Annotated in this window: 14 protein-coding genes and 1 pseudogene; 4 read left to right on the top strand and 11 right to left on the bottom strand. The window is 73.9% G+C overall.

Annotated features, from left to right (window positions below):
- Nucleotides 1-38: 38 nt before the first annotated feature.
- The 6 genes from AB0L25_RS25240 to AB0L25_RS25215 all read right to left on the bottom strand — a co-directional run bounded on the left by AB0L25_RS25240 (nucleotide 39) and on the right by AB0L25_RS25215 (nucleotide 5,923).
- Complete coding sequence (locus AB0L25_RS25240) at nucleotides 39-842, bottom strand: Cof-type HAD-IIB family hydrolase (protein ID WP_500175140.1); 804 nt, start codon at nucleotides 840-842, stop codon at nucleotides 39-41.
- A gap of 137 nt (nucleotides 843-979) precedes the next feature.
- A complete protein-coding gene (gene serS, locus AB0L25_RS25235) occupies nucleotides 980-2,239 on the bottom strand; it encodes a serine--tRNA ligase (protein ID WP_500175139.1) in 1,260 nt (419 codons plus the stop codon).
- 43 nt (nucleotides 2,240-2,282) lie between these two features.
- Nucleotides 2,283-3,083, bottom strand: coding sequence for a class I SAM-dependent methyltransferase (locus AB0L25_RS25230; RefSeq protein ID WP_500175138.1), 801 nt, complete (start codon nucleotides 3,081-3,083; stop codon nucleotides 2,283-2,285).
- A gap of 17 nt (nucleotides 3,084-3,100) precedes the next feature.
- Nucleotides 3,101-4,051: a prephenate dehydratase gene (pheA, locus tag AB0L25_RS25225; protein WP_500175137.1), complete on the bottom strand. Its 951-nt coding sequence runs from the start codon at nucleotides 4,049-4,051 to the stop codon at nucleotides 3,101-3,103.
- 73 nt (nucleotides 4,052-4,124) lie between these two features.
- The gene (locus AB0L25_RS25220) at nucleotides 4,125-4,577 is read right to left on the bottom strand and encodes a DUF4446 family protein (RefSeq protein ID WP_500175183.1); all 453 of its coding nucleotides are present in this window, start codon (nucleotides 4,575-4,577) and stop codon (nucleotides 4,125-4,127) included.
- Complete coding sequence (locus AB0L25_RS25215) at nucleotides 4,577-5,923, bottom strand: glycosyltransferase 87 family protein (RefSeq protein WP_500175136.1); 1,347 nt, start codon at nucleotides 5,921-5,923, stop codon at nucleotides 4,577-4,579. Before AB0L25_RS25215 ends, AB0L25_RS25220 begins: the two co-directional genes overlap by 1 nt.
- A gap of 182 nt (nucleotides 5,924-6,105) precedes the next feature.
- On the opposite strand from AB0L25_RS25215, the gene AB0L25_RS25210 reads away from it, so the two are divergent.
- Nucleotides 6,106-8,268: a hypothetical protein gene (locus tag AB0L25_RS25210; protein ID WP_500175135.1), complete on the top strand. Its 2,163-nt coding sequence runs from the start codon at nucleotides 6,106-6,108 to the stop codon at nucleotides 8,266-8,268.
- A 184-nt stretch (nucleotides 8,269-8,452) separates the two neighbouring features.
- On the opposite strand, the pseudogene mptB reads toward AB0L25_RS25210, so the two are convergent.
- From mptB to AB0L25_RS25195, 3 genes and pseudogenes are all read right to left on the bottom strand, one after another.
- A pseudogene (gene mptB, locus AB0L25_RS25205) lies at nucleotides 8,453-9,604 on the bottom strand (polyprenol phosphomannose-dependent alpha 1,6 mannosyltransferase MptB); the annotation flags it as partial.
- A complete protein-coding gene (locus tag AB0L25_RS25200) occupies nucleotides 9,601-10,332 on the bottom strand; it encodes a glycosyltransferase family 2 protein (RefSeq protein ID WP_500175134.1) in 732 nt (243 codons plus the stop codon). The pseudogene mptB and the gene AB0L25_RS25200, both read right to left, overlap by 4 nt.
- A 97-nt stretch (nucleotides 10,333-10,429) precedes the next feature.
- The gene (locus tag AB0L25_RS25195) at nucleotides 10,430-10,765 is read right to left on the bottom strand and encodes an STAS domain-containing protein (protein ID WP_500175133.1); all 336 of its coding nucleotides are present in this window, start codon (nucleotides 10,763-10,765) and stop codon (nucleotides 10,430-10,432) included.
- 267 nt (nucleotides 10,766-11,032) lie between these two features.
- Here AB0L25_RS25195 and AB0L25_RS25190 point away from each other — a divergent pair, with 267 nt between their 5' ends.
- Nucleotides 11,033-11,392 carry a hypothetical protein gene (locus AB0L25_RS25190; RefSeq protein WP_500175132.1) on the top strand — a complete coding sequence of 120 codons (360 nt, stop codon included), beginning with the start codon at nucleotides 11,033-11,035 and terminating at the stop codon, nucleotides 11,390-11,392.
- Nucleotides 11,393-11,410: 18 nt separating this feature from the next.
- Here AB0L25_RS25190 and AB0L25_RS25185 read toward each other — a convergent pair whose 3' ends face one another.
- On the bottom strand, nucleotides 11,411-12,520 hold the full coding sequence (locus tag AB0L25_RS25185; protein WP_500175131.1) for a sensor histidine kinase: 1,110 nt from the start codon (nucleotides 12,518-12,520) through the stop codon (nucleotides 11,411-11,413).
- On the bottom strand, nucleotides 12,517-13,269 hold the full coding sequence (locus AB0L25_RS25180; RefSeq protein ID WP_500175130.1) for a response regulator transcription factor: 753 nt from the start codon (nucleotides 13,267-13,269) through the stop codon (nucleotides 12,517-12,519). The genes AB0L25_RS25185 and AB0L25_RS25180 overlap by 4 nt, the downstream gene beginning before the upstream one ends.
- A 124-nt stretch (nucleotides 13,270-13,393) precedes the next feature.
- Between AB0L25_RS25180 and AB0L25_RS25175 the strand changes: the two genes are divergently transcribed.
- Entirely contained in the window at nucleotides 13,394-14,161 is a 768-nt protein-coding gene (locus AB0L25_RS25175) for a hypothetical protein (RefSeq protein ID WP_500175129.1), read from the top strand.
- Between the two features lie 94 nt (nucleotides 14,162-14,255).
- Complete coding sequence (locus tag AB0L25_RS25170) at nucleotides 14,256-14,426, top strand: hypothetical protein (protein WP_378298424.1); 171 nt, start codon at nucleotides 14,256-14,258, stop codon at nucleotides 14,424-14,426.
- Nucleotides 14,427-14,454 lie beyond the last annotated feature (28 nt).

The following is a 14,454-nucleotide window of genomic DNA, read 5'->3' as shown; positions in this document are numbered from 1 at the left end:
CCGGGTGCGGCCCACACTTCTCTAAGGGCAGGGCAGCTTTACGGGAACAGGCGCTCGAGCACCTGGGCGACGCCGTCGTCGTCGTTGCGGGCCGTCCGGTGCGTGACCGCCGCCAGCACCAGCGGGTGCCCGTTCGCCACCCCGTACGACGTCCCCGCCCAGCCCAGCATCGGCAGATCGTTCGGCATGTCCCCGAACGCGACCACGTCGGCCGCGTCCACCCCGCGTTCCGCGCAGAACTCCGCGAGCGCCGTCGCCTTCGTCACCCCGTGCGCGCTCATCTCCAGCAGCCCCCGGCCCGACGAGTGCGTCACCGTCACCAGGTCGCCGACCGCCTGCACCGCCTTCTCCGCGAGCACGTCCGGATCGGCGTCCGGATGGAACGCCAGCAGCTTCGTGCCCGGACGTGCCACCAGCTCCGCGTCGTCGACGAACCGGCCGCCGAGCGCCTCGGCGTCCCAGCGGCCCAGGCTGTAGCGCGAGTCGAACACGAAGCCCGTCGGGTACTCGACCGCGAACCGCAGCTCCGGCGACACCCCCCGCAGCCGCTCGATCGCCTCGCCCAGCACGTCCGTCGCGATCTCGTGCGCGCGCAGCACCGTCTCGGTGTGCAGGTCGTACAGGACGGCCCCGTTCGCGCAGATCGCGACGCCGTGATGCCCGACCGCCGCGGCGATCTCGGTCATCCAGCGCGGCGGCCGTCCGGTGACCATGACGAGCAGCGCCCCGGCGCGCTCGACGCGGGCGAGCGCGTCGACCGTGCGGGCCGAGATCCTCCCGTCGGACCGGACGATCGTGCCGTCGAGGTCGGTGGCGATAACGCGGGGCGCGGGCTTGGTCATGTCACCTTCCAGTGCAGCTGAATCACACCCTAGGCGACCGCACAACCCACTTGTCCGCCGAGTGGCCCCTTATCGCGTTCGTCCCACATGCACCACGGCCCGGGACGGACGTCCCGGGCCGCGCGCGTCGAAGCCGTTCAGCGGGCGACGGGCTCCAGCACGTCCGTCCCGAGGAACTTCCGCAGCGCCTCGGGCACCCGCACCGAACCGTCCGCACGCTGGTGGTTCTCCAGGATCGCGACCATCCACCGCGTCGTCGCGAGCGTCCCGTTGAGGGTCGCGACCGGCTGGTTCTTGCCGTCCGCGTCCTTGTGCCGGACCGACAGCCGCCGCGCCTGGAACTCCGTGCAGTTCGACGTCGACGTGACCTCCCGGTACGTCCCCTGCGACGGCACCCACGCCTCGCAGTCGTACTTGCGGGCCGCGCTCGCGCCGAGATCGCCCGCCGCCACGTCGATCACCCGGTACGGGATCTCGACCTTGGCGAGCATCTCCTTCTCCCACTCCAGCAGCCGCAGATGCTCCTCGTGAGCGTCGGCCGGGTCGCAGTAGGAGAACATCTCGATCTTGTCGAACTGGTGCACCCGGATGATGCCGCGGGTGTCCTTGCCGTACGAGCCCGCCTCCCGCCGGAAGCACGACGACCACGCCGCGTACCGCCGCGGCAGCGCGTCGATGATCTCGTTCATGTGGTACGCCGCGAGCGGCACCTCCGACGTGCCCACGAGGTACAGGTCGTCCTCTTCCAGGTGGTACACCTCGGCGGAATGGGCGCCGAGGAACCCGGTGCCCTCCATCGCGTCCGGCTTCACCAGCACCGGCGGATACATCGGGACGAACCCGTTCGAGACGGCCTGCTCCATCGCGAGGTTCAGCAGCGCGTACTGCAGCCGCGCCCCCACGCCCGTCAGGTAGTAGAACCGCGCGCCCGACACCTTCGCGCCGCGCTCCATGTCGATCGCGCCGAGCGCCTCGCCGAGCTCCAGGTGGTCCTTCGGCGCGAAGTCGAACTCCGTCGGCTCCCCGACGTGCTCCAGGACGACGAAGTCCTCCTCGCCGCCCGGCGGGACGCCGTCCTCGACGACGTTCGGGACCGCCTTCAGCAGCGCGTCCAGCTCCGCACCGAGCCGGTCGGCCTCGCCCTCGGCGTCCTTGACCTGCTGCGCCAGCTCCTTCGCCCGCGCCAGCAGCTTCTCCCGCTCGTCCCCGCTCGCCCGGGACACCGACTTGCCGAAACTCTTCTGCTCCGCCCGCAGCGTCTCGAAGGACGTCAGCGCGGAACGCCGCCTCCCGTCCAGGTCGAGCAGCCGATCGACGACGCCGTCATCCTCCCCGCGCGCGCGCTGCGATGCACGCAGCCGCTCGGGGTCCTCTCGAAGAGCTCGCAGGTCAATCACAACAGCGAGGCTATCGCCCCCGCGCCGCGCACCGGATCGTTTTTCAGGCCGCGCCGCTCGCCAGCAGCGCGTGCGCCGGCAGCGCCACGCCCCCGTCCCGCTCCGGATACCCCGCCACGACCTCGTCGTACCGGGCCTTGATCCGCGCGACCGTCGCCGCGTCCTGCCGTCCCACCACCACGCCGTTGCTGCCCACCCGCGCCAGCGCGCCCAGCTCCCACCACTCGTCCGGATCGACGACGTGCTCCCACGTCACCTCCTCCACCGCGACGTCCGCGAACCCGGCCCCCACCATCAGCCGCCGGAACGCCGCCGGCTCCCCGTGCTCCATGAACGGCGGCACCGGCATGTCCGCGGGCCACGGCACCTCCGCCCGGTCGATCGCCTCCCGCACCAGCCCGAGCGCCCCCGTCCCCGGCATCGCCCAGCAGCTCACCGCCAGCCGCCCGCCCGGCCGCAGCACCCGCCGCAGCCGCGCCAGCACCGCCCCCGGATCCCCCACATGGTTGATCACGAAATTACCGACGACCGCGTCGAACGCCCCGTCCGGGAACGGCACGTCCGGCAGCACCGCCACCCGCACGTCCGCCTCCGGCACGTTCCGCCGCGCCGTCTCCGCCATCCCCGCGTCGGCGTCGACCGCCGACACCGCCGCCCCCCGCCGCACCGCCGCGGCCGACACGATCCCCGGCCCCGTCCCGACGTCCAGCGTCCGCGCCCCGTCCCCGACCCCCGCCGCGTCCAGCAGCGGCCCCACCAGGTACGCCGTCAGCCGAGCGAACCCCCGCTCATAAGCGGACGCCCGCCCGGCCCACAACTCACGCTCGAACGAATCAAAGTCCACCCCGGCAGTGTGCCGGATCAGCGGGGGTCGGCGGGTGGGGTGCCGCCGATGGCGGTGAGCCAGGCGGCGGCGGCGGTGTAGTCGTCGTCGTGGGTGCCGCGGCGGATCTCGGGACGGACGCGGTCGGCGCGGGGGTACGAGCCGACGTAGCGGACGTCGGCGCAGATGCGGCGCAGGCCCATCAGGGCCTCGCCGACGCGGGCGTCGCGGACGTGGCCCTCGAAGTCCATCCAGAAGAGGTAGGAGCCGAGGCCCGCGCCGGTGGGGCGGGACTGGATGAGCGTCAGGTTGATGCCGCGGACGGAGAACTCGGTGAGGATCTCCAGGAGGGCGCCGGGGTGGTCCTCGCCGATGAAGGCGACGACCGTGGTGCGGTCGGTGCCGGTGGGCTCGGGCGGGGCGCAGGGGCGGCGCAGGACGATGAAGCGCGTGACGGCGTCGGCGATGTCGTGGATGTCCTCGGCGAGGACGGTGAGGCCGTAGCGGGCCGCGGCGAACGAGCCGGCGAGCGCGGCGTCGTAGTGGCCGTCGGCGACGCGCTGGGCGGCCTCGGCGTTCGACGTCGCCGCGTGCCATTCGGCGTGCGGGACGTTGCCGGCGAGCCAGCGGCGGCACTGGGGCTGCGCGATGGGGTGCGAGGCGACGGACTTGATGTCCTCGATCGCGGTGCCCGGACGGACGAGCAGGGCGAACGTCACGGGGAGGTGGATCTCGCCGACGATCTGCAGGGGCTCGCCGGTGGCGAGTTCGTCGAGGGTGGTGGGGACCGAGCCCTCGACGGAGTTCTCCAGCGCGACGACCGCGGCGTCGGCGTCGCCGCGGCGCAGGGCGTCCAGGACGGCCGGGACGGTCGCGTACGGGACCTGCTCGGCGTCGGCGGCGCCCGGGACCGACAGGAGCGCCGCCTCGGTGAACGTGCCGCGCGGACCCAGGAAGGCGTAGCGTTCCGGCCTGGCGTCTGCGGTCACGAGGTCCCCCGACGGTGGTGTGGAAAGTCACGCCTGACGTGGGCGTGGCGAGAGAGACCGATTCTACTTGCCGTCAGGTGCGCGTCGTGGTCGCCTCGTCGCCGAAGTCGGCGAGGGGGTCGTCCATGGAGACGACGGGGCCCTTGCCGAGGCGGGCGGCGCGCAGGGCCTGGTTCTCCTCGGGGGAGAGCCGCTCGACGGGCTGCCCCGCCTGGACGGCCTTGGCGTAGGTGCGCGTCTCGGTGCGCCCGTTGATGGAGCTGATGACGACGCCGTCGCCGACGGCGTTGAGCAGCGCGAGGGAGAAGGAGCGCCGCCCCGTCATCTCCTTGAGGGCGTCGTAGTGCACGATGGCGAGGTCGCGCAGGGCGCACTCGTCGACCGTGCCGCCCGCTATCTGGAGCTGACGCCGCAGCATGTGCCCGCATTCGTCGACGACCTGATTCACCCGGTTGTGGGCCACCACCGCGATGGACAGGCCCACGACTCCGGCGACCAGGCCGGCGACGGCCACCGTGACCAACATCACGGGCCGAGCGTACCCACCTCCACCCGCTTCTGCGAAGGATCCCGAGGGTGATCGTCGCGTAGCGCTCTGTCGACGAGCCAGCGGCCGAGGACGAAGACGGACGCGATGGCCGCCAGACCGAACAGATCCTGGATCACACGGCCGAAGAATTCGGCGACATATCCGTGTTCGGGGCCGATCATCCGGGCGCCCCACCAGGGCAGCGGCCACAGGAAGTAGAACCACGTCGCCGCGCCGAAAAGACATCTTCGCGTGTCTCGCCCATCGCCCACCAGAGCCCCGATGACCGGGATCATCCAGACGAAGTGGTGAATCCACCCGACAGGGGACAGCAGGACGGACAGCAGGCCGGTGATCGAGACCCCGGCGAGCAGCAGGCCGTAGGACTCCGGACGGTCGGCGGCCGGGAGGTGGTCGGTCCCCGGGAACGTCCGGGACGGCGGCCCGGCGAGCGCGTCGGCGGCGCGGGTCGCGCGGAGCGCGAGCATGAACCCGACGTACGCCATGGCCAGCCAGAGGACGAGCCACACCGCGGACCGGACGGTCCCCTCCGGCAGGACGCGCGCGACGATGCCGTTGATCGCCTGGTTCGTCGTCCCGTCGATCGCGCCCGTCCGGTCGCCGCCCTGCAGCAGCGCGCCGAACCAGTAGTCGACCGAGTCGGACGGCAGCAGCATGAACCCGAACAGGGTCGCCCCGACGGCCGTCATGACCGCGTTGCCCGCGGCGCGGAACCGTCCGGTGATCAGGAAGTAGATGAGGAAGACGCCCGGCACCAGCTTGATCGCGACGGCGAGCCCGACGAGGACGCCGCGCGGCCAGCGCGGCGAGCGCGAGCAGCAGTCGGCCAGGCACATCGCGAGCAGGAACAGCCCGACCTGCCCGAACCGGATCTGGTCCCGGTCCGGCAGGATCCACGCGGCGGCCCCGACGAGCGCCCCGGTCGCGAGCGGCGCCCAGCGTCCCGTCCGCCGGATCAGGTCGCGGAACGAGTACCGGACGACGACCACGAGCGCCGCGTAGATCAGCGCCGTCCAGACGATCTGGGCCGCGCCCCACGGCAGCAGCGTGAACGGCACGGCGAGCGCGGCGGCGAACGGCGGGTAGGTGAAGGGGAGGAACTGCGGCGGCTGCGTGAGCACCTCGTACAGCGGCGCGCCCCGCAGGATCGCGCGCCCGCCCTCGCGGTAGACCTCGAGGTCGACGAGCCGCTGGTCGGGCGGGTTGGTGAGCCAGTGCGAGGCGATCGGCGCCACCGCGACGACGGCGACGACGACCCCGGCCAGCACGATCAGCAGGTCCGCCGGCCCGCCGCCCACCGCCCGAGATCCCTTGCGCCACATTTCGCCGAGTCTATTTGGGCGGCCGCGTCCCCAGGCTCGCCGCGATCACTTCCTCGCCTCCCGTCCGGGTGTCCGCGGCCTGACGTCCGGGCCAACACGAGGGATCGCGACGACGCCATACACTCGACGCCATGGTTCAGCGGGGGACGAGGGCCGGGATTCTCCTTGCGACCCTCGCTGCGGTGGTCGCCGGGGTGGCGGGGCTGTCGGTCCTGTTCGCGCCGCCGGCGGCGGCGGAGCCCGCGGGACGCGTGGTCGTCGTGGGCGTTCCGGGGCTGCTGTGGAGCGACGTCGACCGGGAGAACACGCCCGCGCTGTGGAGCCTGGTCGAGGACGGGTCGAGCGCGGCGCTGAGCGTGCGGACGACGCGGCGGCTGACGTGCCCGACGGACGGGTGGCTCACGGTGTCGGCGGGGCAGCGGGCCCGGCTGCCGGACGGGAACTGCGCGCTGCCCGCGACGCCCGTCACGTCGGGTGCGGGGGTGCCGCAGGGCGGGGCGGTCGCGCCCGGGTGGCCGGCGATCGTGAAGGACAACGCGGGCACGGGCTACCGCGCGAAGGCGGGGCTGCTCGGGGACGCGGTGCACGCGGCGGGCGGCTGCACGTTGGCGGTGGGGCCGGGCGCGGTGTTCGGGCTCGCCGACGGGAGCGGGCGCGTGGACCGGTACGCCGGCTCCCCCGGTGAGGTGCGGCCCGCGGACTGGGCGGCGTGCCCGGTCGCGGGGGTGGCGGTGGACGACGTCTTCCGCGCGCACGTCGACGCCGGGGTGGAAGCGGACGGCGAGCCGGTCGAGCTCACCGCGGACGAGCGGGGCGCGGCGGCGGCCGCGGCGGACCGCCGGGTCGCGCGGGTGCTGTCGAGCGTGCCGGACGGGACGACCGTGCTGGTCGCGGGCCTCGCGGACGCGAGCGCGGACCCGCACCTGCACGTGGCGGTCGCGAGGGGCGAGGGGTTCGGCGACGGGTACCTGACGTCGGGCGCGACGCGGCAGCAGGGGCTCGTGACGCTCACGGACCTGACGGCGACCGCGCTGGAGGAGCTCGGGCTGGAGCGGCCGGACGCCGCGGTGGGTTCGGCGTGGCGGGGCGAGCCCTCGGACGACGCGGCGGCCGAGCGGGTGGAGGCGCTGGACGACGACGACGTGGCGGCGCAGGGGATCAGCGCCGTGCAGACGTCGTTCTACTGGGTGCTGTTCGCGGCGCAGCTCGTCGCGTACGGTGCGGCGGCGCTGGCGCTGCGGCGGCTCGGCGGGGACCGGCGGTCGCGGGCGCGGATCCTGGGCGGGACGCGGGTGATCGCGCTGTTCGGCGGCGCGGTTCCGGCGGCGACGTTCCTGACCGGGCTGCTGCCGTGGTGGCGGGCGTCGAATCCGACGGTGATGCTCGTCCTGACGGTGCTGGGGTTCGGGGCGCTGCTGACGGGGCTGTCGCTGGCGGGACCGTGGCGGAGGTCGGTGTTCCTGCCGGGGCTGGTGATCACTGCGGTGACGGCGGTGGTGCTGGCGCTCGACGTGATGACCGGGTCGCACCTGCAGCTGAACACGCTGATGGGGTACACGGCGCTGATCGCGGGACGGTTCTACGGGTTCGGCAACCAGGCGTTCGCGCTGTTCGCGGTGGCGGCGATCCTGACGGCGGCGTGGCTGACGGAGTTCCCGCTGCGGCGGGAGCGGACGGCGGTCGCGGCGGCGCTGGTGGCGGTCATCGGGGTGGTCGCGGTGGCGGTGGACGGGCTGCCGGCGTGGGGCAGCGACTTCGGCGGGGTGCTGGCGATGGTGCCGGCGTTCGCGATGCTCGGGATGCTGGTGACGGGCCGGCGGGTGTCGCCGGTGAAGCTGGCGGCGTTCTGCGCGGCGGGCGCGGCGGTGGTGCTCGGCATCTCGTACTGGAACGCGCAGAGCGCCAATCCCACGCATCTAGGGCGTTTCTGGCAGGACCTGGTGGCGGGCGAGGCGTGGGGCGTCGTCGTCCGCAAGTTCAACGCGATGATCGGCAGCCTCGGGTACTGGCCGTACACGGTGGCGCTGATCGCGGCGGTGATCTTCCTGTTCTTCGTGCTGGCGCGGCCGACGCGGTGGCGGGTGTCGCTGCTCGGGCGGGCCTACGAGCACAGCCGGACGATGCGGCCCGCGGTGATCAGCGCGCTGGCGGTCGGGCTGATCGGCATGCTGGTGAACGACTCGGGCGTGGTGATCCTGTCGGTGGCGTTCAGCCTCGCGACGCCGCTGATGCTGGCGGCGGGGCTGCGGTCGCTGGAGATCGACCTGAACGCAGGCACAGAAACACCAGGGCCAGCAGAAGCGCGACCAGAGTCCACGGAACGACCGTCGGCCGAACGGTCGTGAAGAGCCACGACAGGTCGTCCGGCATCTTGGCGAACTTCGGCGCGCGCGCGGGCAGGTAGGCGAGGCTGAGCGCGGTGGTGTGGGCGAGCAGGACCCAGTCGATGCGCGTCCACGGGAGCAGTGCGAGGAGCGCCCACCCGAACCCGTCGTACCAGGGCAGCGCGTAGGGGGCGGCGAGGAGCCATGCGAGGACGAACGCCGCCGAGACGCGCGTGTGCTCCGCGGCGTCGTCCCGGGGAAGGGCGCGGACGAGCAGCGCGAACAGCCCGAGGGCGAGCAGCACCATCCCGATCTTGATGAGGCCCCGGTTGGAGCCGCGGCCCATCGCGTCGTCCAGCAGGTGCCAGGGGGTCGCGAACGAGACCATGTCGCTGGCCCGGTTGATCTGGTCGAGGGCGTGCGGGCCGGCGAGGGCGTACCCGGCGGCGACGGCGGCTCCGGCGCCGCCGAACAGGGCGAGGAGGCGGAGCCGCGCGTGCCGGTCGCGCAGCAGGCTCCACGCGGGACCGCCGCCGACGAGCGCCGCGGGGAGCTTGATCGCCGCACCGGCGCCGGTCAGCGCGCCCGCCGCGAGGGCCCGGCCCCAGCCGCGTCCGGAGAACACGGCGAGCGCCGCGACCATGGGGGCGATGGCGAGGACGTCGTTGTGCCCGCCCGACACCAGGTGGTAGAGCAGCAGCGGGTTGCACGTCCACAGGAGGGCGGTGCGCAGGCGGCGCGCGCGCGTCCGGGACGTCTTGTAGAGGATCCACGCGGTCAGTGCGAACGCCGCGACGTTGATCGCCGAGAGGGCGAACACGGTCAGCTTCACCGAGTCGCCGCCGATCCAGGACGCGAACGCCTGCCCGGCCGTCGTGATCGGCCCGTACACGCTGGGCGTCGCGCGCCACTCCTCCGGCGCGCCGATCACCGGGTCGTGCGGGACGTCCGCGGCGGTCGTCGCGTACGGGTCGTGCCCGGTGGCGGCCATCCGCCCGTACGACGCGTAGTTCAGGTGGTCGGCGGACCCGACGGGCGGCAGGAACACGAACGCGACGGCCGCAAGGAGGCCCGCCCCCACGAGCGGCAGCGGACGGACGGTCCAGCCGCGGCGCGCGGCGGCCATGCAGGCGCCCAGCCCGCCGGCGCCCAGCGCGATGCCCGCGGCGACCAGGGCCGTCACCAGGTACGGCGACGGTTCGGTGGCGAGGGAGTAGGGGGGTTCGGCGGGGGCTCCGGCGAGCGCCGGCTGGAACGCCGACGGCCCGAGCAGGGCCGTCACGAGAAAGCACAGCGTGCTCGCGCCGAGGGCGGCGAGCCCGCAGCCGCCGAGTCCGGCCGGAGCCGGGCGGGTCACGGGCGGGGGCCGCGCACCCGGGCCAGCCGCCCGGCCACCGCGGGGTCGCGGACGGCCAGGGCCCGCGCCACGTCCCGGAACTGCCGGGCGCGGTGCGCCTGCGCGCGCCAGTCGGTGCCGGTGGCGCGGTGCGCGAGCGGCACCTCCACCTCCGTCACCCGGAAGCCCCGGCGCAGCAGGTCGATGGTGAGGGCGGTCTCCACGCCGAACCCGGCGGCGAGCGGCCGGGCGGCCTCGAACGCCGGTCGGGTGAGGCAGCGCTGCCCGTTGAGCGGCTGCGTGGCCTCCCAGCCGGTGGCGCGGCGGATGCCCTCGCGGGACAGCCGCACGACGAGCCCGTGGCCGCCGAGCTTGACGGTGGTGGAGAACACCGCGATCGACATGTCGGCCTCGCCGCGCCGGACGGGTTCGACGAGCGGGGCCGCCTCGCGGGCGGTGCCGGCGAGGTCGGCGTCGAGGAACAGCAGGTGGCGCGGTTCCTCGCGGCCGTCTTCGAGCAGTTTGACGGCTTCGGCCCCGCTCTCCATGGCGCAGCCCTTGCCGCGGTTGCGGCCGTGCCGCACGACGCGCGCGCCGGCCCGTTCCGCCGCCCGGGCGGTGCCGTCGGACGACCCGTCGTCGACGACCACGACGAGGTCGGCGCCCGGCAGTTCGCGGGCGGCCTCGACGGTGTCGGCGATGCGGTCGGCTTCGTCCTTGGCCGGAATGATCACCGCTACGTCCTGCATAACGGCGATCGTAGTGCGCGCGTCGCACGCTCGTGCCGGTTCGGGCGGCGGTTCACCCGATGTTCCGGCGGTCGGTTCGGTGGTCGGTTCGGTCGGGTCAGCCGGCGTCCATGGCGGGCGCGGCCTCGGTCACGGTGAACACGGTGTCGAGCCCGGTGACCTGCAGGATCCGCTTGACGGCGGGGCGCGGGGCGGCGAGTTCGAGCGAGCCGCCCTGCTCCTTGAGCCGCTTCATGGCCGACAGCAGCACGTTCATGCCGGTCGAGTCGCAGAACTCGACGCCGCTCAGGTCGACCGTGATGTGGTCGACCTGGTCGCGCAGCAGGCCCGCGAGCGCGGCCTGCAGCCTGGGCGCGGTGTACAGGTCGAGCTCGCCGGTCGCCGTGACGACGGCGTGACCCCCTTGAGACGCGGTCGAGACGTTTAGCTCCACGTTCGGCACACTATCCCGCCGATGGCCGATGGGCCAGACGGTTCGCCGAGTCCCCTGTGACATGGGCGTGTCCGGGCGTGTCTCCCGTCCCGACCCGCCCATACCCTTTGCGTACTACGGACGGTAATTGACTGTTTTCACCCTTGCCCGGGGCCGCGATCTTCGCCGTTCGCCCCTCGCGGCGGCCCCGTTTGGGGGACGCTGAACCCGAGCAACGGCGGGCGGCTCCGCCGCCGCGCGGGCCGAGCATTGGGGGGTGCGCCGCACATGACGGCCGAAGAGCGCGAGGCGCGGCTTCGCGAACGCCTGGAGACGATCCGCGCGCGCTCGGCGAAGGCGAGCTCGTGGCGTTCGTCCACCGGGCACCTCACCCGGCTGGTGAACAAGGACGGGTTCGTCCCCGTGAAGGCGCGCCTCTCCCGGGAGGACGTCGCCTTCATCTCCGGCGCCCGCGACGAGGTGCTGGCGTTCGCCGAACTGTCTCTGCGCCTGCTCGACCTGCACCGTCCCCAGGACGCGGGCGGCATCAGCAGCGACCCCGACCGCCCCATCCGCCGCTGCCGCGCCTGCATGACCCGCTGGCCCTGCGCGACCGTCCGCCTGATGACCGAGGCCGTCGAAGGCTGACCGGGCCCGCGGCCGGGATCACGCGGGCAGTGTGATCTCGAAGCGGCAGCCGGTGTCGGAGTTGGCGACGCCGATCTCGCCTGCGTGGGCCTCGACGATGCCGCGGGCGATGGCGAGGCCGAGCCCGGCGCCGCCGCCGGGGCTGCGCGCCGCCTCGCCGCGGAACGCGACGTCGAAGACGCGCGGCAGGTCGTCCTCGGGGATGCCGCCGCAGCCGTCCGCGACCGTCACCCGCGCCCGCCCGTCCCGCACCTCCCCGACGATCTCCACGGTGCCGTCGCCGGGCGTGTGCCGGATCGCGTTCACCACCAGGTTGCGCAGCGCGCGGCCCAGCTCCCCCGTGTCGACCCGGACGGGCCCGGCGCCGCGCACGTCGCCGGTCAGCCGGACGCCCTTCGCGCGGGCGAGCGCCTCGGTGCCCGCGACCGCCTCGGCGACCAGGTCGGCGAGGCCGATCCGGCTCCGCGTCAGGCGCAGCGCGCCCGCGTGGATGCGGGACAGCTCGAACAGGTCGTCCACCATCTCCGTCAGCCGCTCCGCCTCCACCCGGATGCGGGCGTGGTAGCGGTGGACGGTCGCGGCGTCGACGACGACCTCGTCCTCCAGCGCCTCGGCCATCGCGCGGAGCCCGGCGAGCGGGGTGCGCAGGTCGTGGCTCACCCACGCGACCAGCTCCCGGCGGCTGGCCTCGAGGGCCTGCTCCCGCTCGTGCGCGGCGGCGAGCCGCGCGTAGGCGGCGTCCAGCTCGCGGGACAGCTCGGCCAGCTCCGCCGGGAGGCGCACCGCGGGCGGGCGGAACCGGTCCGCGCGGACGGCCTCGACCAGCGCCCGGTTCGCCGCGACGAGCCGGCGGCCGAGCAGCAGCGACACCGCCGTCGCCACCAGGCCCGCGGACGCCACCACCGCGAGCACGACCGACCGGTCGTGGTCGTTGATCAGCATCAGGAACGAGATCACGAGGATGCCGGCGACCGTCGCGAGGACGGTCGCCGCGCTCACCACCACGAGCTGCGTCGCGACCGACCGTCCGCGCAGCGCGTGCAGCAGGACGAGCGCGACGGCGGCCACGGTGACCGCCGCGAGCGTCGCGTATGCGGCGACGAGGAGCAGGTCGGCGAACGGGATCACGCGTCGTCCCCTTCCGCGGCGGGCTCGTAGCGGTAGCCGACGCCCCACACCGTGACGATCCGGCGCGGCGCGGTCGGGTCGTCCTCGATCTTCTCCCGGAGCCGCCGCACGTGGACGGTGACGGTCGAGGCGTCCCCGAAGGACCAGTCCCACACCTGCTTCAGCAGCTCGTCGCGGGTGAACGCGCGGCGCGGGTGGCGGACGAGGAACGCGAGCAGGTCGAACTCGCGGGCGGTCAGCGCGAGGGGCGCGCCGCACAGGACGGCCTCGTGCGCGGCGGCGTCCACGACGAGGCCGCCGTCGCGCCACGGCCCGCCCGGGTCCGCCGGGACGGACGGGACGGCGGGGCCGCGCGCCCGGCGCAGCACCGACTTCACCCGCAGCGCCAGCTCGCGGGGGCTGAACGGCTTGGTCACGTAGTCGTCCGCGCCGAGTTCGAGCCCGGCGAGCCGGTCGGTCTCGGCGCCGAGCGCGGTCAGCATCACGATCGGGACGGCCGAGGACGCGCGCAGCCGCCGGCACACCTCGAGCCCGCCGACGCCGGGCAGCATGAGGTCGAGGACGATCAGGTCCGGCGGGTGGTCGAGGGCCCGGCGCAGCGCCGTCCGCCCGTCCGCGACGCACGTCACCTCGTGGCCGTCGCGGGCCAGGTAGCGGGCCACGACCTCGGCGACCGTGGGGTCGTCGTCCACCACCAGGATGCGGCCGGGGGCGGTCACGGGGTCACCGGCCGGGGGGTTCTCGCGCACGTCACGGGTCCAAGCTACGGATCTCACCGGCCGTTCACCGCACGCGTCATCACTCTGTAAGGACTCGAATGCGGACCGAACAGGGGACTTCACACTCGGCGACGATCGACGCTTTAATGGCCGAATGCCGCAAACTCGCTCCGCGACCTCCAACGGCGCCGTCTTCGCGCTCATCATGGTCGGGGGCGCCCTCGCCACCGGCGTCGCGATCGTCCTCACGATCTTCCGGAACTACCACGGCACGCTCATGCTGCTGGAGTTCCGCGCGTCGACGGCCTTCTTCCTGATGGAGTGCTTCGTCGTCGGCCTGGTCCTCGGGGGCACGCTGCTGTTCACCCGTCCGCGCGGGCCGCTGGCCCCGATCGGGGCGGCGATCGCGGCGTTCGTGGCGATGGAGGTGGGCGTCCGGATCGGGGCGTACTTGGCCCTCATGCTGTCGATCGAGCGTTTCCCGGGCACGGGGCCGATCGGCGACCTGCTGGAGCCGGCACCGGTGAAGTTCATGGCGTACGAGCTGCTGGCGTCGCTGGTCGCCGGGGGACTCGCGCTGGCGAAGGTGCTGATGTCGTCCGGCTCAGGGACGGGCCCCGCGTTCGGCCCCGGGGGTCCCGGGCAGCCGGGGTTCGGCGCTCCCGGGCAGCCGCCGGTGGGGCAGCCGTACGGCGCGCCGGGCCAGCCGATGCCCGGTCAGCCGATGCCCGGTCAGCCCATGCACGGCCAGCTCGCTCCGGGCCAGCCGATGCCGGGGCAGCCGATGCCGGGTCCGGGGCAGCCCGCTCCGGGGCAGCCGCCGGCCGGGCCGGGCGGGTGGGCGCCCGGGCAGCCGATCGAGCCGCCGGCGTCGCCGGGCGGGCGGCCGCACCCGGGCGCGCAGCCGCCGCCCGCCCCCTAGGGACGGTCTCGGGGGCGTCCCCGACCCGGGTTCGGGGTCGAGGTCGTCCTCCAGGGTGATGACGGGTGTCGGTGGGGCGGCCTACCTTGGTGTCATGGGCCGAACAATATTGATGATCCTCGGCGTGGTGCTGGCGGTCTGGCTGCTGTTCACCGTCGTCGGCGCCATCCTGTCGATGCTCAAGTTCTTCTTCTTCATCGGGCTCGTCGCGGTCGTCGTCGTGCTCGCCGTCACCGTCGTCTCGAAGATGTCCAGAAGCGGCTAGGAACCGGGACACTGGTCCCTTGTCGCCG

It is taken from the genome of Spirillospora sp. NPDC052242 (genome assembly GCF_040679555.1).
In the GTDB taxonomy this organism is placed as follows: domain Bacteria; phylum Actinomycetota; class Actinomycetes; order Streptosporangiales; family Streptosporangiaceae; genus Spirillospora.
The sequence above is the reverse complement of the archived record's forward strand: the minus strand, read 5'-3'. Positions and strand labels throughout refer to the sequence as shown.